This window comes from Flavobacterium sp. P21 (genome assembly GCF_050632225.1).
Classification (GTDB): Bacteria; Bacteroidota; Bacteroidia; order Flavobacteriales; family Flavobacteriaceae; genus Flavobacterium.
Window position 1 is genome coordinate 1,443,846 of sequence record NZ_CP192585.1, and the last position, 25,126, is coordinate 1,468,971.

A 25,126-nucleotide genomic window follows, 5' to 3' on the forward strand; every position below is an offset into this window, starting at 1 on the left:
TCGAAAGAGGCACTTTTTTTAGTTTAATAAATAAATTTCAGGAAGGATTTATGTACTTTTACAAGCTTTCAACTTTAAAAATAAATTTACGTTTTGATTTCACAAAGTACAATTGATGCTGTTTTTGAAACTGCTCGCGTAGAGGAGGTTATTGGCGATTTTGTTAATTTAAAACGTGCCGGAAGTAACTTTAAAGGGTTGAGCCCATTCTCAGATGAGCGTTCTCCGTCGTTCATGGTTTCGCCGGCAAAGGGAATCTGGAAAGATTTTAGTACCGGAAAAGGAGGGAATTCGGTTAAATTCCTAATGGAGCATTCACAATTTACCTATCCAGAAGCGATTCGCTATTTGGCGCGAAAATATAATATTGAAATTGAAGAAACGGAACAAACAGATGCTGAAAAAGCGATGACGGATGTTCGCGAAAGTATGTATTTGGTTTCAGAATTTGCAAAAGATTATTTTCATAAAACGCTTTTAAATTCGGAAGAAGGAAAAGCGATTGGGCTTTCTTATTTTAAAGAAAGAGGTTTTACAAATGAAACCATCAAGAAATTTAGTTTAGGATATTCGCCAGAAACCTGGGATGCTTTAACAAAGGAAGCATTAGGGAAAGGATATAAATTAGAGTTTTTAGAAAGTACAGGTTTAACCATTCCACGAGAAGACCGTCCATTTGATCGATTTAAGGGACGTGTAATGTTCCCTATTGAAAGTATGTCGGGACGTGTTTTAGGTTTTGGAGGACGAATTTTAACCAATGACAAAAAAGCGGCAAAATACCTGAATTCGCCTGAAAGTGATATTTACCATAAAAGTAAAGTGCTCTACGGTATTTTTCAGGCAAAACAATCGATAGCAAAACTAAATAATTGCTATTTGGTTGAAGGTTATACCGATGTGATTCAGTTTAATCAATCTGGAATTGAGAATGTTGTGGCGTCATCAGGAACTGCTTTAACGCCAGATCAAATCCGATTGATTAATCGTCTTACCCGAAATATTACGGTACTTTTTGACGGTGATGCCGCAGGACTTCGTGCGACCATTCGAGGAATCGATTTGATCTTGGAAGAAGGCATGAACGTAAGAGTTTGTGCATTTCCTGATGGAGAAGATCCAGACAGTTTTGCAAGGAAAACGCCTCATGACGAACTAGTTGCTTATCTCGAAAACAATAGTAAAGATTTTATACAGTTTAAGGCTTCGATTTTGATGAACGAAGCTAAAAACGATCCGATCAAAAAAGCCGATTTGATTCGCGATATGGTTGCGAGTATTTCTAAAATTCCAGACCGTATTCAGCGTGAAGTATATGTTCAGGAATGTGCCCGAATAATGGATATTTCAGAGCAAGTTTTAGTTAGTACACTAGCACAGCTGATTCAAAAAGATATTGCAGAAGCAAATAAAAAGCAAAAACAAGAGCAAAAACCTTTTGAAGTTCATAGAAACCAACCTCCACAAAATGCAGGAAGTTTTTCTGGAGGAGATCCAGAAGATCCAAGAACTGGCCCGCCAGAAGGTTACGATTATCCGGGAGATATGGGCTACCAAGAACCGTCTCAAAAAGTTGATATTTTGTATGGTTTTGAAAGGAAAGTCATTGAATTGTTATTGCTTTACGGAAGTGTAGAAGAAGATTTTGAAGATGTTTTCTTGAAAGCAGATGAAGAAGGAAATGTCAAAGAAGTATCCGAAAAACGAAAATATAGGGTTTTTGAAAAAATCTATTTGAGTTTGCAAGAAGACGAAATTGAACTTTCGAATCAGTTGTTCCAAGATATTTTCAAAAACTTGATCAATTTTTTCAATCAAAATGAAGTTTTCAGTTTAGACAAATATTTGATGCACTTGCAACCAGAATTTGCTCAAGAAGTAACAAATATTTTAATGGAAGATGAAAAAGTGGTCATTCACGATTGGGAAGGACAAAATATTTTTCCGAAACATAAAAATGTGACTATTGAGCAAAATGTTTCCGATACTATATTTTCATTAAGATGGTTTTTGGTGTCAAAAATTATTCACGATTTGAAAAACTCCTTGATTACGGATCCACAAGATGATAATTCAGAAGTTTTGTCGATGGTTGTAGATTATTCTAAGTTGCTGAATAATTTTTCGAAGAAATTAGGAAGAGTAGTTGTTCCTTATCACTAAAAAATCAAAAAGCTCTATATTGATAAACAATACAGAGCTTTTTTATTACTGTTGATTGCCGAAGCAAATCAACATTAAATTAAATAATTTCTAAAGTCTTAGCTTTGTTTACTAAGTCAACTAAATTAGTAACGTTCAATTTAGTCAATAATCTTAATTTGTAAGTACTGATCGTTTTTTCGTTCAGATTTAAGATTTTAGAAATTTCATTGTTTTTCTTACCGTCACTTAAGTAACGTAAAACTTCAATCTCGCGATTAGAAAGTTTTCTGTACAAACGTTCGCTCTTGCTTTGTTTAGCAATAAGGGCCATGTTTTTGCGAACTGTTTCGTTGATAATAATTTTTCCTTCGTGTACTTTAATAATAGAAAGACCTAAAGTTTCAAGTTTTTCTGTTTTGTGTACATACCCCGAAACCCCCGCTTTAATTGCATTTGGAGCATACATTTGTTCAGCGAGGTCACTAAAAATTACAATTTTTGTTTTTGGGAAGTTTTTCAAGATAGATTTCACTTCAAAGATACTCGAAAGGCCTTCTAACTCTAAATCTAGAATTAGGATGTCGATCTCCTTCGTTTGAAGAATATCTCTAACCATTGAAAAATTGCCTACGTTGGCAACAATTGAAATTTGATCGTGGTCTTTAAAATAAGACTTAACGCCAAAGTGCGTCACAGGATGATTGTCTGCTAGACATACTTTAATCATAATTTTTACCTTTTTAGAATTGTTATCATGTTTTTGGAACGGTAAAATTAATAAATAAATTCTGTAGTTTATAGCTGACAAATGTTAAAACTTTTATTTTAACGTTTTTGGTATCAAACAAACCGGAATTGATTCCATTTTGTGCTTGTTGCTGGTGTTTAATCGTTTATAAATTTCGAAGACCGTTTTTTCTCTTCCATCAAAGTCACCCGCCGTCTTTCCTGACTCCGCCGCTAACATCGCCCATTCTAGTTCGTCATAACTTGCCCCAAGTTGGTCTTCATCGGTACGATTATCACCAAATAATCCATCGGTTGGTGCGGCTGTTAAAATTGATTGCGGGATTTGCAAAAATTCTCCTAAAGCATAAACATCGGACTTCATTAAATCAGCAATCGGACTCAAATCAACTCCTCCATCGCCATATTTTGTGTAAAAACCAACACCAAAATCTTCGACTTTGTTTCCGGTTCCGGCAACTAAAAGGCCATGAATTCCAGCCAAATAATATAATGAAGTCATTCTAATACGAGCACGCGTGTTTGCTAGAGAAAGATTGACTTTGGCTTCGTCGTCAGTTTTTGGTACTGCGCTTTTAAAAGCTTCAAAAGTAGCAGTCAAATCAGTTTGCACGCTTGAAACGTTTGGAAAACGCTTTTTTAATTGTTCAATATGCTCTTTTGCTCTTGAAACTTGACTTTCGGCCTGATGAATCGGCATTTCAACACATAAAACCTGTAAACCTGTCTGAGCACACAAAGTCGAAGTCACCGCAGAGTCCACTCCGCCAGAAATTCCAATTACAAAACCATTTACTTTTGCGCTCTCAGCATAATTTTTTAGCCACTCTACAATGTGGATGTTTACTTTTTCTGTTTGAATTGTACTTTTTTTAGCCATAATAGTTCAAGTTTTAAGATACAGGGATGTATATTTGCACAAATATTTTTAAGTATGTATTTATTTAAATTTATGCAACACAAATCTAATTAAAATAAAATGAAATTATATCGCTTTGCAGTGCTTCTGTGTTTGTTTTTTTGTCTTGTGAACAAAAAAGCAAAGTCGAAAAACAAGTTGAAGAAATTCCAGTAGATATTAAAGTTGAACGTTTTGATAAAGCATTTTTTGAAGCCAAGCCAGAAGATCTTGGGAAATTAAAAAAGCAATATCCATACTTCTTTCCGGCAGGAAATGACGATGCTGTCTGGATCCAAAAAATGCAAGAACCAATTTGGCGTGAAGTATATGCTGAGGTGCAAAAAAATACTCCAATTTTGAACCGGTGCGCGAAGAGTTTAATTCGCTTTTTCAGCACGTAAAATATTATTTCCCTAAAACGAAAACGCCAAAAGTAATTACGGTAATTGGAGAAATGGATTATAATACTAAAGCAATCTATGCTGATAGTCTAGTTATTGTGGCTTTGGAATTGTATTTAGGAAAAGAGCATAAGTTTTATGAGTTTCCTGCTTATTTGAAGCAAAATTTTGAAGAGAAACAAATAATGCCAGATGTAGTTTCTAGTTTTACATACAGAAATATCCCGGCTTTTCCAGATCGAAATTTGATTTCGCAAATGATTTTCGAAGGGAAGCAACTTTATGCTAAAGATTTGCTTTTGCCTGAATATTCAGATGCCGATAAAATTGGATATACGCCAGAGCAAATAAAATGGTGCGAAGAAAATGAAGCCTACATGTGGCGCTATTTTTTAGAAAAAGAGATGTTGTACAGTGATGATCCAAAACTTACAACTCGATTTATTGCGCCAGCACCGTTTTCGAAATTTTATTTAGAGATTGATAATGAATCGCCAGGAAGAGTAGGCGCATGGATTGGATGGCAGATGGTGCGTTCGTACATGAAAAATAACAATGTATCTTTGCAGGAATTGCTAAAAGTAAATGCAAAAGAGATTTTTGAAAAGTCAAAATATAAACCTAAGAAATAATGTCAAATACAATAAATTCAGAAATTAAATTCAATATAGAATTAGACGAAAACCGTGTTCCAGAAAAATTATCATGGAGTGCACAAGACGGCGGGGTTCGTGATGAAGAAGCGAAAGCAATAATGTTGTCTATTTGGGACAGTAAAGCCAAAGAAACAATGCGTATTGATTTGTGGACAAAAGATATGCCAGTGGATGAAATGAAAATCTTTTTCCACCAGACTTTAGTGGCAATGGCTGACACTTTCAAACGTGCAACAGACGACGAGAAAATGTCGGATACAATGAAAGATTTCTGTGATTATTTTGCAGAAAAACTGGAACTTACAAAGTAGTCGGAAATTCTAAAATAAAAAATTCCAAATTCCAAGCTTTAAAATTGGAATTTGGAATTTTTTTATTGATCATTTTAAAGTTATTTGACTGATTTTTTATCTATGTCTTTAAAAATTTTCTTCAAAGCTTTTGTCATCAATTGGTTGGAGTTTTTATAGAATGCTATATTGTCTATAAGTTTATCTGACTTTTCGGTTTGCCACATTGGCTCTGAAGCTTCTTTTCTTGTAATTCCCACTACGTTTTGTGAATAGATTATTTGTTGCAGATTCAAATCATAAATTTCGACAATTACCGAAGCTTCATTTTTTCCTGTTTCACTATCACTCTGATATAATTCGATTGTAGAGAAGTCGCTTTTATTCTTTTTTGTAGAAATATTGATGAAGAAGTCAAATCCTGTACCTTCTTTCAATTCTTTTAATTTTGTTTTATTAGGATTCAAAGGAATTTTTCGAGGAACAAGCAATCCATTTACATCGTGGATATATGATATGCGCTCTCCAAGGTTTTTTCTGAAGAATTTCATAGATTCATCTGTCAGGCGATCTTTGGAATTCTTAGGCGCATCTATTTCGTTTAAAAGCCATTTTCCTGAAGTGAAATCGACTCCGGTTTGCTTAGGTGTTAAAAAAAGAAATGATGGTTTACTGCAAGAGGACAAAAAAATAAAAAGGAAAGTGATACTACAGATTAATTTGGTTTTGTTCATGGAAAATAAGTTAATTCGTTCAAAAATAGGAAAAGAAAATCCAATAAAAAAATCCCAAATTCCAAGTCTTAAATTGGAATTTGGGATTTTGTTTAGTGTATTTTTAAAATTTGGAATTTAAAATTGGTTGTTGTTTTTGAATACTTCCTGATTTACTTCGTCTATGTAAGTTAAAAGTTCTTCTTTTCCAATTGATTCTGTTGATGAGGTAACAAAATAATGAGGCATTTCGGCCCAGTTGTTAGCGTACATTTGTTTTTTGTAGGCGACAATATGCGAATCAACTTTTGTTCTGCTGATTTTGTCTGCTTTGGTAAAAATAATGCAAAACGGAATTTCGCTTTCGCCCATGTAGGACATGAATTCAATGTCAATATTTTGAGCTTCGTGGCGAATGTCGATCAAGACAAAAGCGCAAACAAGCTGTTCTCTGTTTTCAAAATAATCGGTGATAAATTGCTGAAAAACAGATTTTGTTTTTTTAGAAACTTTTGCATATCCATAACCTGGCAAATCGACCAAAAACCAATTATTATTGATTTTGAAGTGATTTATCAGCTGTGTTTTTCCAGGTTTTCCAGATGTTTTTGCTAAATTTTTATGATTGGTAATCATATTGATCAAAGAGGATTTTCCAACATTTGATCGGCCAATAAAAGCGTATTCTGGCAAAAATTCAGCCGGGCATTTTGAAGCGTCAGAATTGCTGACAATGAATTCGGCAGAAGTAATTTTCATGTTTTTTTGTTTTTAAACTTTCTTAAAAATGGAAAGTTAGGTACTATAATTTCTGCTCAGTAAGCCATTTTTCAAGAATCTCGTTGAATTCATCAGGATGTTCCATCATAGCGGCGTGTCCACATTTGTCAATCCAATACAAAGTTGAATTTGGCAATAATTTATCAAATTCTTCAGCAACATTTGGAGGTGTTACCGAATCATTTTTACCCCAAATGATGCAGGTTTCTACTGTCATTTTTGGTAAATCTTTAGCCATATTATGACGAATTGCGCTTTTGGCAATCGTTAAAGTCTTGATTAATTTGATTCGGTCATTAGCAGTTGCATAAACTTCATCGATCAGTTCTGGAGTAGCAATAGCAGGATCATAAAACACATCTTCAGCTTTCTTTTTGATGTATTCGTAATCGCCTCTTCTTGGGTAGCTATCTCCCATTGCGCTTTCGTAAAGGCCAGAACTTCCGGTAATTACAAGTCCTGCAACTTTTTCCGGGTATAGTTTTGTGTGGTACAATGCGATATGTCCTCCCAATGAATTTCCTAGTAAAATAACTTTGTCAAAACCTTTAAAAGCAATAAAATCTTTTACGTATTTGGCAAAACTTTTTACGTTTGTTTTTAAAATGCTTTGCGTGTAGATTGGCAAATCCGGGATTACCACTTTGTATCCTTTCGACGGAAAATATTGCGCTACACCATCAAAATTACTAAGGCCTCCCATTAACCCGTGTAAAATTACGATAGGAGTTCCTTCTCCAGCTTCAAAATAGCTGTATTTGCCTTCTTTTTTGTAGTGTTTGTCCATTTAATCTAATGCCAATTTCAATTTGGACAAATATAGGGTTAAATAAATAAAAATGAATTTTTGCCACCGTTTTTTAACTAGATAATTTACGTAGAATTTATAAGTGGTTAAAAATCAGCTTTTAGGGTGTTTTTTGATAAAAAAGCCAAATGTTAAGAAATCGATATAAAAATCATTTTTTTAAGAAAAATAGTGCTTAATTTTTTTGAATGATTAATGTTATTAAGAAAACGCTATTAATAAGTTAAACTATTGATTGTCTATGGCTTAGTGAAGGTGGTAGAAAAGTGGTTAAACTTATTAACAAAGTGGTATATTGTGGTAAAATGTGGTAATATTTTTTATATTTTTGTCCTATAACATCTTAATTGATTTTTTTGAACACAATTGTTGGGACATATGAGTGTAAAGTCGATGCTAAAGGAAGGCTAATGATGCCTGCGCCTTTGAAAAAGCAATTGGCTTCATCGCTTCAAGACGGTTTCGTTTTGAAACGCTCCGTTTTTCAGCCGTGTTTAGAATTATATCCAATGGAAGAATGGAATTTGATGATGCAAAAAATCAACAAGCTTAATCGCTTTGTGAAAAAAACAATGATTTCATTCGAAGATTTACTGCTGGGGTTAAAATGGTGGAGATTGATGCATTAGGAAGATTGCTGGTGCCGAAAGATCTGGTTGCTTTTTCAAGTATTTCTAAAGATGTTGTTTTTTCTTCTGCGGTTAATATTGTGGAAATTTGGGATAAAGATTTATATGAAAAATCAATAAGCGGCGAAGATATGGATTTTGCTGATTTAGCCGAGGAGGTAATGGGAAATATTAATGACGACGACAATGGAATATCATAATCCGGTTTTGCTTCATCCAACAGTTGATGGTTTAAACATTAAATCTGATGGTATATATGTAGATGTGACCTTTGGCGGAGGTGGCCATTCAAAAGAAATTTTGAGACGCTTGGGGCCAAATGGAAAATTGTTTGCTTTTGATCAAGACGAAGATGCACTTGCAAATGCACTGCCAGATGAAAGGTTTACTTTAATTAATGAGAATTTTAGATTTATAAAAAGGTTCTTGCGTTTTCATGGTGTTAGAGGTGTTGATGGAATCTTGGCAGATTTAGGAGTTTCGTCACATCAGTTTGATGTTCCTGAAAGAGGTTTTTCAACCAGATTTGATGCCGAACTTGATATGCGGATGAGTCAAAAAAATGATTTGAATGCTTATCGAGTGGTTAACGAATATGAAGAACAGGATTTACGTCGTGTTTTTTGATTATGGGGAGTTGAAAAACGCGCCAGCTTTAGCTAGAACAATCGTTGAAGCGAGAAGAGATTATCCAATCAAAACAACTGATGAGCTAAAAGAAGCCTTGAAGAAATATTTGCCTGAAAAAGTTAGAAACAAAGTATTGGCTCAGATTTATCAAGCAATCAGAATTGAAGTGAATCAAGAAATGGACGTTCTGAAAGAATTTATTGAACAGTCATTAGAAATTTTGAATCCGGGTGGAAGGCTTTCAGTAATCTCTTATCATTCTTTAGAAGATCGATTGGTAAAAAGATTCATTAAAAACGGAATGTTTGAAGGAGAACCAGAACGCGATTTTTACGGGAATTTTTCAGTTCCGTTTAAGACTATCGGGAAATTGATTGTTCCAGACGACGCTGAAATCAAAATCAACAATAGAGCGAGAAGCGCAAAATTGAGAATTGCTGAAAAGATATAATATATAGGTAGAAATGAAAAGTGGAGTATTTGGCATATTAAAAGCAAGATTCTTGATCAATGACGACGCAATTAAAAACTGGCGTTTCATTGTTTTCATCATTTTGTTGGCCATTTTGATGATTGCAAATACACAGCGATACGAACAAAAGGTTTTTGAAATTGCAAAACTGAATAATGAAGTAAAAGAATTGAGATCAGAATTTGTTGACCGACGTTCAGAATTGATGAAATTAAAAATGGAATCGACAATATCGGATAAAATGCTTGAAAAACAGATTTTTCCATCAACGGTTCCTCCAATAAAAATAGAAGTTAAAAAAGAAGAAGAAAAAGTTTCTTTAAAAGAATATGGCAGTAGACGATAAACATATATCCTACAGAATTTACCTCGTAGCAGTTTTCATCTTTTTGATGGCAATTGCTATTGTTGTTAAATTAACCAATATTCAGTGGGTTCAAGGCGATCATTATAGACAACTGGCAAAACAGCGTACAGTAAGAAATTTTGTGATTCCGGCAAACAAAGGAAATATTTATTCGGCTGACGGAAGTTTATTGGCAACATCAATCCCGAATTATGAAATTCGTTTTGATGCAAAAGCGCCAAAAACAGAAACTTTTGAGAAATACGTAAAAGCGCTTTCAGATTCATTAGCAACTGTTCTGGATCGACCTGCAGGTTATTACGAACAAGAATTAAGAAGAGCAAGAGCAAATAAAAACCGTTATTATTTGGTTGCTAGAAAGCTGAGTTATACAGAATATGTAAAAATTAAAGGTTTTCCATTGTTCAATTTAGGCGCTTTTAAAGGTGGAATTATAATTGAACAAGAAACAGTTAGAAAACATCCGATTGGTAAAATTGCAGAAAGAACTATTGGTTACGACCGAATTGATCCAGCAACAGGAATTGAAGTTGGAAAAGGAATCGAATGGGCTTTTAAAAGCTATTTGAATGGAAAAGATGGAAAAATCTTAAAGCAGAAAATTGCAAAAGGACAGTGGAAACCTATTCGAGATGTAAACGAAGTAGATCCAATTGATGGTTACGATGTAATTTCTACTATAGATGTTTTTATTCAAGATATTGCGCATCATGCTTTGTTGAAACAGCTTGAAGAGTATGAAGCAGATCACGGTTGTGTGGTGGTAATGGAAACAGAAACGGGATATGTAAAAGCGATTTCAAATTTAGGTAGAGGCGAGGATGGAACATATACTGAAACGACTAACTATGCTGTAGCAGAATCTCATGAACCTGGATCGACTTTTAAATTGGTTGATTTAATGGCCATTTTAGAGGATAAAGTTGCTGATACAAGTACGGTTTATGACAGTCATGGTGGTGTGGTTAAATACTATGGAAGATCTGTTCGTGATTCGCATAACGGAGGTTATGGAAAAGTATCATTAGCGCGCGGATTCGAACTTTCGTCAAATACGGTAATGGTTCAGGCGGTTTATGATAACTATAAAAATAATCCATCTAAGTTTGTAGATCATATTAAAAGTTTTGGTTTGGATAAACCTCTAGGATTGCATTTTAAAGGAGAAGGAAGGCCAATTATTCCTCAACCTGGAGAAAAACGTTGGTCGGGAATATCACTTCCGTGGATGGCTTTTGGCTATTCGGTTTCAGTGACGCCAATGCAAACTTTAGCGTTTTATAATTCGGTAGCAAATAATGGTGTAATGGTAAGGCCGCAATTTGTTTCGGAAATTAAAGAATGGAATAAAACAATTAAAAAGTTTGATACAGAAGTAATTAATCCAAAGGTTTGCTCTGAAGAAACACTTAAAAAAGTAAAAGCTGTTTTGCAAAATGTGGTAAAAAAAGGAACAGGTTCTAAGTTGTATTCGAAAGATTTTTCGATGGCAGGAAAAACGGGAACTGCTCAGATGAATTATGGTGGGAAAGAAGGAAAATCGGCATTGTATTATGCTTCATCTTTCGTAGGATATTTTCCGGCAGATCATCCAAAATATTCTTGTATTGTAGTAGTGCATAAACCAAATACAGCTAAAAACAATTATTACGGAGCAGACGTTGCAGGGCCGGTTTTTAAAAGAATTGCTCAAAAGATTTTTACAGATGCGCCTTCAACAAATAAAATAAAACAGCTGGATTCTAGGATTCCAAAGCAGGAAATCAGTTATGCAAAGTTTGATAAAGTATCAAATACGAAAACAAATGTAATTCCGAATTTAAAAGGAATGCCAGGAATGGATGCAATTGCTTTGCTTGAAAATTTAGGTTTGAAAGTAAAAGTAAATGGAATTGGAAAAGTGAAGAATCAATCGATTCAAGCTGGTCAAAATATTAGCAAGAACGCAACAATTGTATTAGAATTATCGTGAAAGTATTAAAAGACATATTATATAAAGTAGCTATTGAATCTGTAAAAGGTTCAACGGATGTTGCTATTCAGAAAATCGAATTTGATTCACGTAAAATAGAGGCAAATGATATTTTCGTGGCCATTCGCGGTTCACTTTCTGATGGACATGATTACATCGAAAAGGCAATTCAGCTTGGAGCAAAAGCAATTATTTGCGATACGTTTCCGGCAAATATTGCAAATGATGTAACTTATATTCAGGTAAAAGATACCAATACAGCGTTGGCTTTTATGGTCGCTAATTATTTTGAAGATCCATCGGCAAAACTAAAATTAGTTGGCGTAACGGGTACAAACGGCAAAACAACAATTGCTTCATTATTGTTTCAATTGTTCAAAAAAGCAGGTTTTAAAGTTGGTTTGCTTTCAACTGTAAAAATTATGGTTGATGAAACAGAATATCCAGCAACGCATACAACACCAGATTCGATTACAATAAATCATTTTTTAAATGAAATGATAGAAGCAGGAGTGACGCACTGTTTTATGGAAGTGAGTTCGCACGGAATTCATCAAAAACGTACTGAAGCTTTGCATTTTGTGGGAGGCATTTTTACGAATCTTTCACACGATCACTTAGATTATCATCCAACTTTTGCTGAGTATAGAGATGTGAAAAAATCATTTTTTGATTCGCTTCCAAAATCGGCTTTTGTGTTATCAAACATTGATGATAAAAACGGATCGGTAATGTTGCAAAATACTGTTGCTAAAAAACTGACTTACGCATTAAAATCTTACGCAGATTACAGAGCGCAGATTTTAGAAAGCCAATTATCAGGTTTGTTATTGAAAATTAATGATAATGAAGTTTGGGTAAAGCTAATTGGTACTTTCAACGCATACAATGTTTTGGCAATTTATGGAACAGCTGTAGAATTAGGAATTGATAGTCTGGAAGCGTTACGATTATTGTCTGATTTAGAGAGTGTTTCGGGTCGTTTTCAATATATAGTTTCAAATGAAAAGATAACAGCGGTAGTTGATTATGCACACACGCCGGATGCGCTTGAAAATGTCTTAAAAACGATAAACGACATTCGTACAAAAAATGAACAGTTAATCACTGTTGTTGGTTGTGGCGGAAATAGAGATAAAACAAAAAGGCCGGTTATGGCAAAAAGCGCTTCAAAATTGAGCGATAAAGCAATTTTAACTTCTGATAATCCAAGAAACGAAGATCCTGAAGTGATTTTAGATGAAATGGAAGCGGGAGTTGAAGGACAGAATTATAAAAAGATTCTAAGAATTACGGACAGAAAACAAGCAATAAAAACCGCTTGTCAATTGGCTCAGCCAAATGATATTATTCTTATTGCAGGAAAAGGGCACGAGACTTATCAAGAGATAAACGGTGTTCGCCATCATTTTGATGATATGGAAACTGTAAAAGAAATTTTAGAACAACTAGGGAAATAACAAAACTGAAATTCCAAAATCCAAAATCCACTTTACGAATTGGAATTTAAAAAATAGAAAAATATGCTATACTACTTATTTGAATATTTTGACAAAACATTAGATATACCTGGAACGGGAGTTTTTCAATATATCACTTTCAGATCGGCTTTGGCTTTAATGCTTTCGTTGCTTTTATCTACGATTTACGGAAAAAGGATTATCAACTTTTTGCGTCGTCAACAAGTAGGTGAAACGGTTCGTGAGCTTGGTCTTCAAGGGCAAAATGAAAAAGCTGGAACGCCAACAATGGGAGGTTTGATTATCATTTTTGCAACCCTTGTGCCTGTTTTGTTGTTTGCACGCTTGCATAATATATACATCGTATTGCTTATTGTGACTACACTTTGGATGGGTGCAATTGGTTTTATTGATGATTATATTAAAATATTCAAAAAAGATAAAGAAGGTCTAAAAGGAATTTTTAAAGTTATTGGTCAAGTTGGTTTGGGAATAATCGTAGGTGCGGTTCTTTATTTTAGCCCGGCTGTTACAGTACGAACAGATACTGGAAGAACTGATGTTTTTAAAGCATCACAAAATACAACGGTTATTTTGCCGGCACCAGTTGAGGAAAAATCAACAGCAACGACAATCCCTTTTGTAAAAAATAACGAATTTGATTATGCTGAACTATTGGCTTGGACAGGCGAAGGATATGAAAAATGGGCTTGGTTGATTTTTATTCCGGTTGTAATTTTCATCATTACAGCGGTTTCTAACGGAGCAAATCTAACAGACGGAATTGATGGTCTTGTCGCCGGAACTTCTGCAATATCGGTGCTCGCACTCGGCATATTTACATTCGTTTCTGGTAATATCATTTTTTCTAATTATTTGAATATCATGTATATCCCAAATTCGGGAGAAATGACTGTATTTATATCGGCATTTGTTGGGGCTTTGATTGGATTTCTTTGGTACAATTCTTATCCAGCATCTGTTTTTATGGGAGATACAGGAAGTTTGACAATTGGAGGAATTATAGCGGTTTTAGCGATTGCCGTCTCGTAAAGAATTATTGATTCCATTATTATGCGGAATCTTTTTAGTAGAGAATTTCTCAGTGGTTTTACAAGTGAGTTATTTCAAATTTACTAAAAAGAGATATGGCGAGGGACGAAGAATTTTCTTGATGTCGCCTCTTCATCATCATTATCAGAAAAAAGGGTACCACGAAAGTAAAATCGTAACCAGATTCTGGGTTGTTGCCATCATGTTAGCCATATTGTCAATCGTTACTTTAAAATTAAGATAGATGAGGCTGGTTGTGCTTGGAGGAGGAGAAAGTGGTGTGGGGACCGCCATTCTCGGAAAGAAAAAAGGATATGATGTTTTTGTATCTGATTTCGGAAAGATAAAAGAAAGTTATAAAGAAGTTCTTATCATTAATAAAATTGCTTGGGAAGAAGAACAGCATACAGAAGATTTAATTCTGAACGCCGATGTCGTGATGAAAAGCCCTGGAATTCCTGAGAAATCTCCAATAGTAAAAAAGCTGATTGCGGCCGGAGTAAAAGTGATTTCGGAAATTGAATTTGCGAAGCCTTATACGGAAGCGCTTACAGTTGGAATTACAGGGAGCAATGGTAAAACGACAACTACAATGCTGACTTACCACTTACTAAAATCGGCTGGATTGAATGTGGGATTGGGAGGAAATATTGGAAAAAGCTTTGCTTGGCAAGTGGCCGAAAATAAATTTGATGCATACGTTCTTGAATTAAGCAGTTTTCAACTTGATGGAATCATAGATTATAGGCCAGATATTGCCATAATTACGAATATCAGCCCGGATCACTTAGATCGATATGAGTATAAATATGAAAATTATATCAATTCGAAGTTCAGAATAACAATGAATCAGACTGAAAGTGATTATCTGATTTATGATGCTGATGATGAGGCAAGCACAGAGTGGTTAAAAAATAATACAACAAAAGCGAAATTAATTCCTTTTTCATTGACTAAAAATCTTAAAGAAGGAGCTTCTATAAATAACAACAAAATGGAAATAAAGATCAACCAAGAAGAGTTTACAATGGATACAGAACACATTGCGTTAGAAGGAAAACATAATATGAAAAATGCAATGGCAAGCAAGCTCTGTGGCAAAATTGATGCAAATTAGAAATGCAACAATTCGTGAAAGTCTATCTAATTTCCAAGGTGTTGAGCACCGTTTAGAAAAAGTATTAAAAATTCAGAATGTACAATATATCAACGATTCGAAAGCGACAAACGTTAATGCGACTTTCTTTGCTTTAGACAGCATGAATGTGCCAACTGTTTGGATCGTGGGTGGAGTTGACAAAGGAAATGATTACAACGAATTAATGTCGTTAGTTCGCGAAAAAGTTAAGGCAATTATCTGCTTAGGAATTGATAATCGCAAAATTATTGAAGCTTTTGGAAATGTTGTTGATATTATGGTGGAAGTAAATAATATGAATGATGCAGTGAAAACTGCCCAAAGATTAACAGAAAAGGGTGATGCTGTTTTGTTGTCTCCAGCTTGCGCAAGTTTCGATTTGTTCGAAAATTACGAAGATCGTGGAAAACAATTCAAGCAAGCGGTACATAATTTATAATTTTAGATTTTAGAGTTCAGATTTTAGATTGTTGCTAAACTTTGAACTAAAAAAATATAAAAGTTCTTTTTGATTATGACGACGGATGAAATGAAATTGAGAACAAAAGCATTCTCTTTGAGTATAATTGGTTTAGCCGAAAAATTATCTAATACATATATTGTAAAAGTAATTGCAAATCAAATTGTAAGAAGTGGAACATCAGTCGGAGCAAATTATAGAGCAGTTTGTAGAGCTAGAAGCGATAAAGAATTTATTTCCAAGATGAATATTGTTTTAGAAGAAGCTGATGAAACTTTATTTTGGTTAGAAATTATAAAAGAAAAAGATTGGAGTGATAAATCAGATTTAGAAATGATTTTGAAAGAAGCCAATGAATTAACAGCAATTTTTGTAAGCAGTTTAAAAACAGTAAATAAAAGAATCAATCAATAAAATTAAAGGTTTTAAAAAGCAATCTAAAATCTAAAATCAGAAATCTAAAATTAAATGAAGGAGCTAGTAAACAAACTAAAAGGAGATAGAGTAATATGGTCATTCGTGGCTTTATTAGCGCTGTTTTCGTTTATGCCTGTTTTTAGTGCGAGTAGTAATTTAGCATATATAGGTCACGGAACAGGAAATACACTGGGTTATTTAGTGAAACATTTAGCGCATGTGTGTATTGGTTTCTTGATTATTTACTGGGTACATAGGGTTCCGTATCATTATTTCAGAGCGATTTCAAAAATTGCTTTGCCAATAGTTTGGTTTTTATTGCTTTATACATTGTTAAAAGGAACAGTTATTGCCGGAGCAAATGCGAGCCGCTGGATTCAGGTGCCTTTTATCGGAATTACATTTCAGACTTCGACATTGGCTTCGATTGTTTTGTTCATATTTGTAGCGCGATATTTGTCAAAAACTAAAGAAGAAAACGAACCTTTTCAAGTGTCGTTTGTTCAGCTTTGGATTCCTGTATTTATTACATTGGCATTAATTCTGCCTGCTAACTTTTCAACGACAGCGTTGATTTTTGCAATGGTTTTAATGCTTACGTTCATTGGGAAATATCCGTTAAAACATATCGGAATTATTATAGGTTCAGGAGTAGCGATGTTGGCATTTTTCCTTTTAGTTGCAAAAGCTTTTCCTGATTCGAGATTTTTCAGCAGGGTTTCAACTTGGGAAAGTCGTATTATGAACTTTACCACTGATAAACCTGACGAAGACGATTATCAGATTGAGAAAGCAAAAATTGCAATTGCATCTGGAAGACTTGGCGGATTGGGGCCTGGAAAAAGTGTTCAGAAAAACTTTTTGCCACAATCTTCTTCCGATTTTATTTATGCCATTATTGTCGAAGAATATGGATTGGTTGGCGGCGTAGCAATAGTGATTTTGTATTTATTGCTTTTGTTCCGATTTGTGATCGCATCGCATAAAGCCAATACATTGTTTGGAAAACTTGTTGTCGTTGGGCTCGGTTTCCCGATGATATTTCAGGCGATGATCAATATGGCGGTTGCAGTTGAATTGTTGCCGGTTACAGGACAAACATTACCACTGATAAGTTCAGGAGGAAGTTCGATCTGGATGACATGTTTAGGTCTCGGAATTATCATTAGTGTTACAAAAAAAGAAGAAGAAATAGCTGAAGAAAAAGAAGAGAAGGAGAGACGAAAAGAAGCGCTTCAAAGATTAATTGACAAAGAATTAGCAGAAGAAGATTTGCCTGCGGATGAAGTATATGAAGAAGAGGCAATGTATTCAATCGAAGATAATTCAAGAAATCCGATGAATGCAGTTTTAAATAGATAAGATTAAAATATAAAGATTTTTTAAAAAGGTGTAATTTTTAGAACGATGACAAAGTATAAATTCATACTTAGCGGAGGAGGAACAGGAGGGCACATTTATCCTGCAATTGCGATTGCAAATGAATTAAAATTACAATTTCCTGATGCAGAATTTCTATTTGTTGGTGCCAAAGATAAAATGGAAATGCAGAAAGTGCCTCAGGCAGGATATGAGATTAAAGGTCTTTGGATTGCTGGATTACAGCGCAAATTGACTTTGCAAAATATGATGTTTCCGTTAAAATTGGCGACAAGTTTATTGGAATCAAGAAGAATCATTAAAAAGTTCAAACCGAATGTTGTAATTGGAACTGGCGGTTTTGCTAGTGGGCCATTATTACAAGCGGCAGGATCAGCAGGAATTCCAACGGTTATTCAGGAACAGAATTCTTTTCCGGGGATAACAAATAAATTGTTGAGTAAAAAAGCAAATTCGATTTGTGTTGCTTACGATAATTTGGAGCGTTTTTTTCCAGCAGATAAAATTATTTTGACTGGAAATCCAGTGCGTCAGGATTTAATCGATATTAACAGTAAACGCGACGAAGCAATTGCGTTTTATGGTTTGGATCCAAATAAAAAAACACTATTGGTTTTGGGCGGAAGTTTAGGTGCACGCAGAATCAATCAATTAATTGAAAAAGAATTGCAAAATTTTCTTTCGCAAGGTGTTCAAATAATCTGGCAATGCGGAAAATTATATTTTGAAGATTATAAAAAATACAATCAGCCAAATGTAAAAGTGGTTGATTTCATTGAAAGAATGGATTTTGTTTACGCTGTACGCGGATGTGATTATTTCAAGAGCCGGCGCGTCATCAGTTTCAGAATTATGTATTGTTGGGAAACCAGTAATATTTATTCCGTCGCCAAATGTGGCCGAAGATCATCAAACCAAAAATGCACAAGCAATTGTAGATGCAAAAGGTGCAATTTTGTTGAAAGAATCTGAATTAGACGGCGAATTTAGTATTGTTTTTGAAGCGTTGTTAAAAGATGAAGGGAAACAAAAACAATTGAGTGATAACATTAAAAAACTTGCAAAACCGAAAGCTACACAAGACATCGTGGCTGAAATTGTGAAGTTAATTAAATAGGAGTTGTCAAAAGTTAAAGACGCAAAGTGCGCGACTTTAAAAACTTTTGACTTTAAGACATTAAGACTGAATTATGAATTTAAATCAAATACAAAACGTTTATTTTATAGGTATCGGAGGCATCGGAATGAGTGCTCTGGCTCGTTATTTCAAATATATTGGAAAACAAGTTTCAGGTTACGACAAAACGCCATCAATGCTTACAAGTGAATTAATTGAAAGTGGTATTGATATTCATTTTGAGGATAATATTAATTTGATTCCTACTGATTATTTTGTAGAAAATACATTGGTGATTTTTACTCCAGCAGTGCCGAAATCGCATTCAGAGTGGAATTATTTTATTGAAAGAAATTACGAAATTAAAAAACGTGCCGAGGTTTTAGGGATTATCACCAAAGACACATTTAGTTTCGCAGTTGCTGGAACACATGGCAAAACGACAACATCAAGTATTTTAGGACATATTTTATTTGAAAGCGGAGCAGATGTTACGGCGTTTGTTGGTGGAATTGTAGAAAATTACAACTCAAATTTAATTGGAACGGGGAAAACCGTGACAGTTGTTGAAGCTGATGAATTTGATAGATCGTTTTTACACTTGCATCCAAATATTGCCTGTATAACTTCAATGGATGCAGATCATTTGGATATTTATGGAACAAGTGATGCTATTGAAGATTCTTTTAGGGAATTTGCTTCAAAAGTAGAAGATAAAAACAATCTGTTTATTACTAAAGAATTGCCTTTAGAAGGCGTTCAATGTGCGATAAACGAAGATGCGGTATATAAGGCCTACAATGTTCGAATTGAAGATGGAAGCTATGTTTTTGATGTTCAAACGCCATCAGAAATAATAAAAGATCTTCATTTTGGATTGCCTGGAAAACACAATTTAATGAATGGATTGATGGCTATTGCGATGGCAAAAACTTTCGGCACCCCGACCGAGTCCATTGCAAAAGCCATTGCTTCATTCAGAGGAATCAGAAGACGTTTTTCTTATCAGATTAAATCGGATAAGTTAGTTTACATAGATGATTATGCACATCATCCAACAGAAATTAATGCTGTTCATCAAGCAGTTAGAGAATTATATCCGGGAAAGAAAGTTTTGGCAATTTTCCAGCCGCATTTGTTCAGTAGAACAAAGGATTTCGTGGATGGATTTGCAGAAAGCTTGTCTCAGTTTGACGAAGTATTTTTAATGGATATTTATCCGGCAAGAGAACTTCCTATGGAAGGAGTGACTTCAGAATGGCTTTTAGGCAAAATGACAAATTCGAACAAAAAAATTGTCGCAAAAGAAGATTTATTGGCACAAATCAAAGCAAACGATGCGCCGATAATTGTAACAATAGGAGCAGGTGATATTGGAGAGATGGTACCATCAATTAAACAGATGCTAAATGAAAATATTTAATTGGACAAATATTAGATTAGTACTTATTTTCGGACTAGTTCTTTTTCTATATTCCTTCGCCCAACATCGAAATGGAGATAGAAAATTGAAGAAATCTGTAGTTGTTTTTGTAGGAGAAAATGCTCTTTTTGTCAAAGCAGAAACGGTTAATAAATTGTTGATAGAAAATAAAAGAGACGCTAGTAGTATTAGAAAAGATGAAGTAGATTTGAATAAGATAGAGAAAACCCTTGATGCGCAAGACATGATTGAGAAGTCAGATGTTTTTGTAAGTATCGATGGTGTTCTAAAAGCGAGGGTAAAACAGAAGACACCAATAGCAAGGATTCTTGATGGTGATCGATCTTTTTATATTGACTACGAGGGAAATAAAATGCCTTTGTCAGACAATTTTACAGCGCGAGTTCCTCTTGTTTCAGGGGCAATAAATGAAAAAAATAACGAAGATTTAGTCGCTTTATTTCGCACAATTTATGACGATGCGTTTTTGAAAAAAACATCATTGCAATACAAATTATGCCTAATGGCGACCTAAAAATGTTTAATCGAAATTATGATTACTTCATAGATTTTGGCAGAACGATGAATGTTGATAAGAAATTTAGAAACTATAAAGCGTTTTTTCAAAAAGCAGTTTTAGATAGTTCGTTATACAAATACAATAAAATTGACCTTAGGTTTACGGAACAAGTAGTTTGCACAAAATAATAGAAAATGGAAAAAGATAACATTGCAGTAGGTCTAGATATTGGAACGACAAAGATAGTTGCCATGATAGGCAAGAAGAATGAGTATGGCAAATTGGAAATTTTGGGTATTGGAAAATCCAAAAGTTTGGGAGTTGCAAGAGGAGTGGTAAATAATATCACGCAAACTATTCAATCAATCCAGCAAGCAATACTTGAGGCGGAAAACAATTCAGGTTACAAAATAAAAGATGTTGTTGTGGGTATTGCTGGGCAACATATCAGAAGTATTCAGCATACAGATTACATCAGCCGTAATAATCCGGAGGAAGTAATTGGCGAAAAAGATATTCAGCTTTTAATTGATCAGGTGAATAAATTGGCAATGTTGCCGGGTGAAGAAATTATTCACGTTTTGCCACAAGAATTCAAAATCGACGGGCAATCTGAGATTAAAGAGCCAATCGGAATGTACGGCGGAAGATTAGAATCTAGTTTTCACGTTGTAGTTGGTCAGGCATCTTCAATCAGAAATGTTGGAAGATGTATTCAGAGTTCAGGAATTGAATTGTCAGGATTGACTTTGGAGCCATTGGCTTCGGCAGATGCTGTTTTGAGCCAAGAAGAAAAAGAAGCGGGTGTTGCATTAATCGATATTGGAGGTGGAACTACGGATTTGGCCATTTTTAAAGATGGAATTATTCGCCATACTGCGGTTATTCCTTTTGGAGGAAATGTAATTACAGATGATATTAAAGAAGGCTGTTCGATTATCGAAAAACAAGCAGAGCTTTTAAAAATAAAATTCGGATCAGCTTGGCCGGGAGAAAATAAAGACAACGAAATTGTTTCTATTCCTGGTTTAAGAGGAAGAGAGCCGAAAGAGATTTCGCTTAAAAACTTATCAAAAATCATCCATGCACGTGTGGTGGAAATTATCGAACAGGTTTTTGCAGAAATCAAAGCTTACGGACACGAAGATCCACGCAAAAAATTGATTGCAGGAATCGTTTTAACTGGAGGTGGAGCACAACTAAAACATATCAAACAATTAGTTGAATACATTACTGGAATGGATACCAGAATTGGATATCCAAACGAACATTTAGCAGGAAATTCAAGCGAAGAAATTTCAAGCCCATTGTTTGCAACAGCTGTTGGTTTAGTGATGAACAGTATTGAAAACAGTACACAAAGCGCTGTTAGGATGGAAATTGTAAATGAACAGCCAAAAGTAGTTTACAGAAACCCTCCGGTTCAAGCACAACAACCAGTTCAGCAACGATACGAAGTTGAAGAAAACTACGTTGAAAGAGTAGAAACTGTTGAAGAACTAAGAGAAACAAGAACAAATAAAGTAGAAGCAGAATCTACAGAAACCAAAATTAGGAGATCATTTTTTGACAGATACGTCGATAAAATCAAAGATTTTTTAGACAACGCTGAATAAATATAAGCCGAATAGAGAAAAGAGAAAAGGATTGCTTTTTGCCCCAAGTCAAGAAGTAAAAAATGTACTAAATAAGAATTAAAAACCAAAAAGATGATGAGCAACTCAGAATTTGGAAGCATTTCATTTGATTTGCCAAAAAACCAATCAAATGTAATCAAAGTAATAGGTGTAGGTGGAGGAGGTAGCAACGCTATCAACCATATGTTTAAGCAAGGTATTAAAGGCGTTGATTTCATCGTTTGTAATACAGATTCGCAAGCACTTCAAAATAGTTCGGTGCCTAACAAAATTCAGTTGGGTATGAATTTAACAGAAGGTCTTGGAGCAGGAGCAAATCCTGATGTAGGACAACAGTCTGCTATTGAAAGTATTGCCGATATTGAAAAAATGTTGGATCGCAATACTAAGATGGTATTTATTACTGCTGGTATGGGTGGTGGTACAGGTACAGGTGCCGCTCCAGTTATCGCACAATTAGCAAAAGAAAGAGAAATCTTAACAGTGGGTATCGTGACGATTCCGTTTCAATTTGAAGGGAAAGTTCGTCAGGAGCAAGCACTTTTAGGAATCGAAAAATTACGAAAGCAAGTTGACTCTTTGATCGTAATTAACAATAATAAATTAAGAGAAGTTTACGGGAATCTAGGTTTCAAAGCTGGGTTTTCAAAAGCTGACGAAGTTTTGGCAACTGCCTCAAGAGGTATTGCTGAAGTAATTACGCACCACTATACTCAAAATATCGATTTACGCGATGCTAAAACAGTTTTGGCAAACAGCGGAACTGCGATTATGGGATCTGCAGTGTCAGAAGGTGAAAACAGAGCAAAAGATGCAATTGTATCAGCATTGGATTCTCCATTGTTGAATGACAATAAAATTACAGGAGCCAAAAACGTATTGTTGCTTATCGTTTCTGGATCTAATGAAATAACGCTTGATGAGATTGGAGAAATCAATGATCACATTCAAGCGGAGGCTGGTTACAACGCAAATATTATCATGGGAGTTGGTGAAGACGAAGCTCTTGGTGAGGCTATTGCTGTAACTATTATTGCGACTGGTTTTGATGTTGAACAACAAAACGAAATCGTTAATACTGAGCCAAAGAAAATTATTCACACGTTAGAAGACGAACAAAGAAGTGTTCACAACTTGACGAACAAACCGCTTGCATCTTTTGATTTGAATGCAGAAACACCTATTGCAAAATCTGAAGATAAAGTTGTTTTTGATTTAATGGAAGATACGGTTGCTCCCGTAGTTCAAACTCCAGTTGCTCCGGTAACGCCACCAACAATCAATCAAGAAGAATTGGTAGTGATGTCTGAGTTTATCAAAAATCTTGATGTAACTTTTGAAATCGTTTCGCCAATTACAGATATCGATTTTAAAATTTCTGCTCCAGAAGTGCCAGCTTACCAAGAGGTAAAACCAGTACAGCAAAGAACTTTTGAAAAAGAAGAGCAAACGACTTTTTCATTTGATTTGCCACTTTTCAGAAGTGAGCCTGAAGTGAAAAAAGAGCCAGTTGCAGAACAAGAAAATAAAATCGTTTTTGAGTTAACAAACGAAACACGTAATATTAAAGTAAATGATCCAGTTTCATTTGTTCCGGTTACAGAACTTTCTGACAACGGAATCATCAAATATTCTTTAGAAGAATATATGGAAGTGGAGAATGATTTAATGGCTTCGAAACCAGTTGAAAAAGTGGTTGAAGATACTGTGCCAGAAGAATTAAACATCACTTTGAAGCCAAGAGTTGATTTTGTTGCTCAAGCAGATTACACAACAACAGCTGAAGTTTCTCCAATGGAATTGACAATTGAAGAAACATTGCGTTTGCGTGCCGAAGAGAGAAGAAAGAAACTAAAAGAATTTAATTATAAATTCCACAATAATGTTTCAAGAATTGATGAGTTGGAAAAAGAGCCAGCTTACAAAAGATTAGGAATTGATTTATCGAATTCTCAATCTAATAATACTAATTCTAGAATTTCTGTAGGAACAGACAGCAACAACGATTTGCAATTGCGTTCAAATAATTCATTTTTGCACGACAACGTAGATTAGTTTTCAAAATCTTAATATAAGGATGACCCGAAAATTGGATTTAATTTTCGGGTTATTTTTTTATCTTCGCACAGAATTTAGAAATTTGACTTTTAAATAGTACTTTTAAAACAATATTGTCACCCTGAGCGTAGTCGAAGGGCTTCTCGTTGGAAAGGGTTTCGACTCCGCTCAGCCTGACAAACTATAGAGTTAGTTAAATAAAAATTCCAAATTAATCTATCAATTAATAGGCATTGGCTTATTTTAAATAAAACATAAACATGAGTTTACAAACACAAATCATGGACGAAATCAAAAACGCCATGAAAGCAAAAGATACTGTAGCTTTAGAAGCTTTAAGAGCTGTTAAATCAGAATTGTTATTGGCTTCAACTGCTTCTGGATCTAAAGAAGATTTATCTGAAGAAGACGAAATTAAATTACTTCAGAGATTAGTAAAAACACGTAAAGAAAGCGCAAGAATCTTTACAGAGCAAAATCGTCCTGACCTTGCTGAACCAGAATTGGCTCAGGTAGCAGTAATCGAGAAGTTTTTACCAGCTCAATTAAGCGAAGAGGAAGTAGAAGCTGTTATTGCAAAAATTATCACTGAAACAGGAGCTTCTGGAATTGCTTCAATGGGTAAAGTTATGGGATTGGCATCTGCTCAATTGGGCGGAACTGCTGAAGGAAAAACCATTTCTACAATTGTGAAGAAATTACTTTCGTAAATATAATTTTAGTCCCGAAGTTTCGGGATTAGAATGTAGATTTTAGATTAAATTTGCATTCTAAAATCACAAACATAAAATAAACTGACCGCGTAGTTCAACTGGATAGAATATCAGATTTCGGCTCTGAGGGCTGGGGGTTCGAACCCCTCCGCGGTCACTAAAAACTTTAAAAGCCTGAGAATGCCGATTCTCAGGCTTTTTTTGCGGTTCGAAAATTTTTAACATTTTCTTCTATCTTT

The 25,126-nt window shown here is 34.7% G+C and carries 17 protein-coding genes, 1 tRNA gene and 7 pseudogenes; 20 read left to right on the forward strand and 5 right to left on the reverse strand.

Annotated features, from left to right (window positions below; genetic code table 11):
• Positions 1-93 precede the first annotated feature (93 nt).
• Complete coding sequence (gene dnaG / locus ACQ9BO_RS07005; protein WP_431244129.1) at positions 94-2,163, forward strand: DNA primase; 2,070 nt, start codon at positions 94-96, stop codon at positions 2,161-2,163.
• A gap of 79 nt (positions 2,164-2,242) precedes the next feature.
• Here the strand turns inward: dnaG and ACQ9BO_RS07010 are convergent, their stop codons facing one another.
• Together ACQ9BO_RS07010 and nadE are read right to left on the reverse strand one after the other, a co-directional pair.
• The gene (locus ACQ9BO_RS07010) at positions 2,243-2,872 is read right to left on the reverse strand and encodes a response regulator transcription factor (RefSeq protein WP_026730588.1); all 630 of its coding nucleotides are present in this window, start codon (positions 2,870-2,872) and stop codon (positions 2,243-2,245) included.
• Positions 2,873-2,965: 93 nt separating this feature from the next.
• Positions 2,966-3,772 (reverse strand): NAD(+) synthase, encoded by an 807-nt coding sequence (gene nadE, locus ACQ9BO_RS07015; RefSeq protein ID WP_431244130.1) that lies wholly within the window; start codon positions 3,770-3,772, stop codon positions 2,966-2,968.
• 140 nt (positions 3,773-3,912) lie between these two features.
• Here nadE and ACQ9BO_RS07020 point away from each other — a divergent pair, with 140 nt between their 5' ends.
• Genes ACQ9BO_RS07020 through gldC form a run of 3 tightly spaced genes read left to right on the forward strand, consistent with a single transcriptional unit; the run spans position 3,913 to position 5,161 of the window.
• Positions 3,913-4,194 carry a hypothetical protein gene (locus ACQ9BO_RS07020; protein WP_431244131.1) on the forward strand — a complete coding sequence of 94 codons (282 nt, stop codon included), beginning with the start codon at positions 3,913-3,915 and terminating at the stop codon, positions 4,192-4,194.
• The gene (locus tag ACQ9BO_RS07025) at positions 4,158-4,826 is read left to right on the forward strand and encodes a gliding motility lipoprotein GldB (RefSeq protein ID WP_431244132.1); all 669 of its coding nucleotides are present in this window, start codon (positions 4,158-4,160) and stop codon (positions 4,824-4,826) included. Before ACQ9BO_RS07020 ends, ACQ9BO_RS07025 begins: the two co-directional genes overlap by 37 nt.
• Entirely contained in the window at positions 4,826-5,161 is a 336-nt protein-coding gene (gene gldC / locus ACQ9BO_RS07030) for a gliding motility protein GldC (RefSeq protein WP_162847875.1), read from the forward strand. The genes ACQ9BO_RS07025 and gldC overlap by 1 nt, the downstream gene beginning before the upstream one ends.
• Before the next feature lie 80 nt (positions 5,162-5,241).
• On the opposite strand, the gene ACQ9BO_RS07035 is transcribed toward gldC, so the two are convergent.
• From ACQ9BO_RS07035 to ACQ9BO_RS07045, 3 genes are all read right to left on the reverse strand, one after another.
• Positions 5,242-5,874 (reverse strand): hypothetical protein, encoded by a 633-nt coding sequence (locus tag ACQ9BO_RS07035; RefSeq protein WP_431244133.1) that lies wholly within the window; start codon positions 5,872-5,874, stop codon positions 5,242-5,244.
• Positions 5,875-5,991: 117 nt separating this feature from the next.
• Positions 5,992-6,612 carry a ribosome biogenesis GTP-binding protein YihA/YsxC gene (gene yihA / locus ACQ9BO_RS07040; RefSeq protein WP_431244134.1) on the reverse strand — a complete coding sequence of 207 codons (621 nt, stop codon included), beginning with the start codon at positions 6,610-6,612 and terminating at the stop codon, positions 5,992-5,994.
• A gap of 43 nt (positions 6,613-6,655) precedes the next feature.
• Positions 6,656-7,420: an alpha/beta fold hydrolase gene (locus ACQ9BO_RS07045; RefSeq protein ID WP_132989404.1), complete on the reverse strand. Its 765-nt coding sequence runs from the start codon at positions 7,418-7,420 to the stop codon at positions 6,656-6,658.
• A gap of 377 nt (positions 7,421-7,797) precedes the next feature.
• On the opposite strand from ACQ9BO_RS07045, the pseudogene ACQ9BO_RS07050 reads away from it, so the two are divergent.
• The 16 genes and pseudogenes from ACQ9BO_RS07050 (at position 7,798) to ACQ9BO_RS07125 (ending at position 25,044) form a co-directional block, all read left to right on the forward strand.
• Positions 7,798-8,270, forward strand: a pseudogene (locus ACQ9BO_RS07050) (division/cell wall cluster transcriptional repressor MraZ).
• Positions 8,257-9,088, forward strand: a pseudogene (gene rsmH / locus ACQ9BO_RS07055) (16S rRNA (cytosine(1402)-N(4))-methyltransferase RsmH); the annotation flags it as partial. The pseudogenes ACQ9BO_RS07050 and rsmH, both read left to right, overlap by 14 nt.
• A 76-nt stretch (positions 9,089-9,164) precedes the next feature.
• Positions 9,165-9,511 (forward strand): annotated as a pseudogene (locus ACQ9BO_RS07060) (FtsL-like putative cell division protein).
• The gene (locus ACQ9BO_RS07065) at positions 9,502-11,511 is read left to right on the forward strand and encodes a penicillin-binding protein (protein WP_431244135.1); all 2,010 of its coding nucleotides are present in this window, start codon (positions 9,502-9,504) and stop codon (positions 11,509-11,511) included. Before ACQ9BO_RS07060 ends, ACQ9BO_RS07065 begins: the two are co-directional and overlap by 10 nt.
• The gene (locus ACQ9BO_RS07070; RefSeq protein WP_431244136.1) at positions 11,508-12,971 is read left to right on the forward strand and encodes a UDP-N-acetylmuramoyl-L-alanyl-D-glutamate--2,6-diaminopimelate ligase; all 1,464 of its coding nucleotides are present in this window, start codon (positions 11,508-11,510) and stop codon (positions 12,969-12,971) included. Before ACQ9BO_RS07065 ends, ACQ9BO_RS07070 begins: the two co-directional genes overlap by 4 nt.
• A 63-nt stretch (positions 12,972-13,034) precedes the next feature.
• Positions 13,035-14,268, forward strand: a pseudogene (gene mraY / locus ACQ9BO_RS07075) (phospho-N-acetylmuramoyl-pentapeptide-transferase).
• Positions 14,269-15,601: pseudogene (gene murD / locus ACQ9BO_RS07080) on the forward strand (UDP-N-acetylmuramoyl-L-alanine--D-glutamate ligase).
• 75 nt (positions 15,602-15,676) lie between these two features.
• On the forward strand, positions 15,677-16,036 hold the full coding sequence (locus tag ACQ9BO_RS07085) for a four helix bundle protein (protein ID WP_431244137.1): 360 nt from the start codon (positions 15,677-15,679) through the stop codon (positions 16,034-16,036).
• Between the two features lie 54 nt (positions 16,037-16,090).
• Positions 16,091-17,401: an FtsW/RodA/SpoVE family cell cycle protein gene (locus ACQ9BO_RS07090; RefSeq protein ID WP_431244138.1), complete on the forward strand. Its 1,311-nt coding sequence runs from the start codon at positions 16,091-16,093 to the stop codon at positions 17,399-17,401.
• A 45-nt stretch (positions 17,402-17,446) separates the two neighbouring features.
• Positions 17,447-18,536 (forward strand): annotated as a pseudogene (gene murG / locus ACQ9BO_RS07095) (undecaprenyldiphospho-muramoylpentapeptide beta-N-acetylglucosaminyltransferase).
• Between the two features lie 73 nt (positions 18,537-18,609).
• A complete protein-coding gene (murC, locus tag ACQ9BO_RS07100) occupies positions 18,610-19,959 on the forward strand; it encodes a UDP-N-acetylmuramate--L-alanine ligase (RefSeq protein ID WP_431244139.1) in 1,350 nt (449 codons plus the stop codon).
• A pseudogene (locus tag ACQ9BO_RS07105) lies at positions 19,946-20,667 on the forward strand (cell division protein FtsQ/DivIB). Before murC ends, ACQ9BO_RS07105 begins: the two are co-directional and overlap by 14 nt.
• A 6-nt stretch (positions 20,668-20,673) precedes the next feature.
• Positions 20,674-22,095 (forward strand): cell division protein FtsA, encoded by a 1,422-nt coding sequence (ftsA, locus tag ACQ9BO_RS07110; protein ID WP_431244140.1) that lies wholly within the window; start codon positions 20,674-20,676, stop codon positions 22,093-22,095.
• 93 nt (positions 22,096-22,188) lie between these two features.
• The gene (gene ftsZ / locus ACQ9BO_RS07115; protein ID WP_431244141.1) at positions 22,189-24,171 is read left to right on the forward strand and encodes a cell division protein FtsZ; all 1,983 of its coding nucleotides are present in this window, start codon (positions 22,189-22,191) and stop codon (positions 24,169-24,171) included.
• A gap of 263 nt (positions 24,172-24,434) precedes the next feature.
• Positions 24,435-24,884, forward strand: a complete 450-nt coding sequence (locus ACQ9BO_RS07120) for a GatB/YqeY domain-containing protein (RefSeq protein WP_431244142.1) — start codon at positions 24,435-24,437, stop codon at positions 24,882-24,884.
• An 86-nt stretch (positions 24,885-24,970) separates the two neighbouring features.
• Positions 24,971-25,044, forward strand: a tRNA-Arg gene (locus ACQ9BO_RS07125).
• Positions 25,045-25,126: the final 82 nt, after the last annotated feature.